The organism is Acetomicrobium sp. S15 = DSM 107314 (assembly GCF_016125955.1).
Classification (GTDB): Bacteria; Synergistota; Synergistia; order Synergistales; family Thermosynergistaceae; genus Thermosynergistes; species Thermosynergistes pyruvativorans.
The window spans coordinates 1-600 of the sequence record NZ_JADEVE010000052.1 but is presented as its reverse complement, the minus strand read 5'-3'; the positions used below and the strand labels follow the sequence as shown (position 1 = coordinate 600).

At 44.5% G+C, this 600-nt stretch carries 2 pseudogenes; both read right to left on the bottom strand.

The window, feature by feature from the left end:
- Nucleotides 1-142 precede the first annotated feature (142 nt).
- Nucleotides 143-419 (bottom strand): annotated as a pseudogene (locus EZM41_RS13345) (DDE-type integrase/transposase/recombinase); the annotation flags it as partial.
- Nucleotides 420-470: 51 nt separating this feature from the next.
- Nucleotides 471-533, bottom strand: a pseudogene (locus tag EZM41_RS14260) (hypothetical protein); the annotation flags it as partial.
- Between the last annotated feature and the right edge of the window lie 67 nt (nucleotides 534-600).

The window sequence follows — 600 nt, the reverse complement described above, 5'->3', positions numbered from 1 at the left end:
GCAGAGCGACCAAATGCTTCATAAGCTAGAGCTCGCATTACAGCTTCTCCTCTCTCAAGCGGACGATATCTCTTCTTTGCTCGAGGGCGCGGACTTTAGGGCTTTGGCAATAGCGCTTGAGTTGAACAAACCCCTTCGTATACCTCCGGGCATATAGAGCCTGTTCTAATGCATCGAGTACGAGGTCCGTCTTTAAAGAACTCAAGAATTCGCCAACCTACGATGAATCTCAGCAATATGTCTATGACGAATGCAGCATATACAAACCCACTGCGTACAGCGACATAGGTTAGGTCTGCCACCCACAATTGGTTAGGGCGAAGTGCAGTGAAGTTCTCTTAAACCAAATCTGCAGGTTTATTGGCAGATTCGTCAGGGATCGTAGTCCTTATCTTCCTGCCACGAATGATCCCTTTTAGGTAATTTATAACAACTCCTGGGTTTTTCACGAGTATTGCTGCGGCCTTTGCTGTATCCATAGATGAGCCACCGCCTAAGCCTAAGACAACTTGGGCACCACTTATATTTAGCACAACTACTACTTCTTCAAGGAGTATAATAGTATGTACTATATTTATTATTTCAAAAATCGTGTAAAGG